General features: G+C 64.6%; 1 protein-coding gene. It reads right to left on the reverse strand.

What is annotated here, in order from left to right; all coding sequences use genetic code 11:
* Window positions 1-561 (reverse strand): branched-chain amino acid ABC transporter permease (locus AC1DU6_RS35270; protein ID WP_477863220.1); only part of this gene is annotated, 561 nt, incomplete at both ends.

Genomic DNA, 561 nt, shown 5'->3' on the forward strand with positions numbered 1-561 from the left:
CACCGCCGGCGATCATCATCAAGACGCCCTCCACCGATTGCGCGAGCGCAACCGTCGAGGGGCTGACAAAATTGTTGAACATCGCATAGAGCCCCCCGGCGATGCCGGCGAAGATGCCGGACACCGTGAAGCCGATGAACAGATGCAGYGGCACATTATAGCCGAGGCTGCGCATGCGACTTTCACTGTCGCGGATACCGCGCAACGTCAGGCCGAACGGCGATCGCACGAACCGCCACATGGCAAAAGATACAATGACGGCGCCGGCGAGCACCGCCCAATAGAACGCGCTGTGGCTCATCAGGGCCGCCGGCCGCACATCGGCGCGCATGCCATTCTCGCCGCCGGTCACCTGCGTCCAGCGCAGGCAGACGCCCCACACGATCATGCCGAGCGCAAGCGTCAGCAGCAGGAAATAGACGCCGGAGGTGCGCACCGCGAGCAGCGCAAATACCGAGGCCACCGCGGTAGCCGCCAGCACACCAAGCGCGAAGCCCGTCCAAGGCGACAGGCCAGCCTGGCCAGTCGCGTAGACGACGACATAGGTCGAGACACCGAAGA

Source organism: Roseateles sp. P5_B10, from assembly GCF_056400485.1.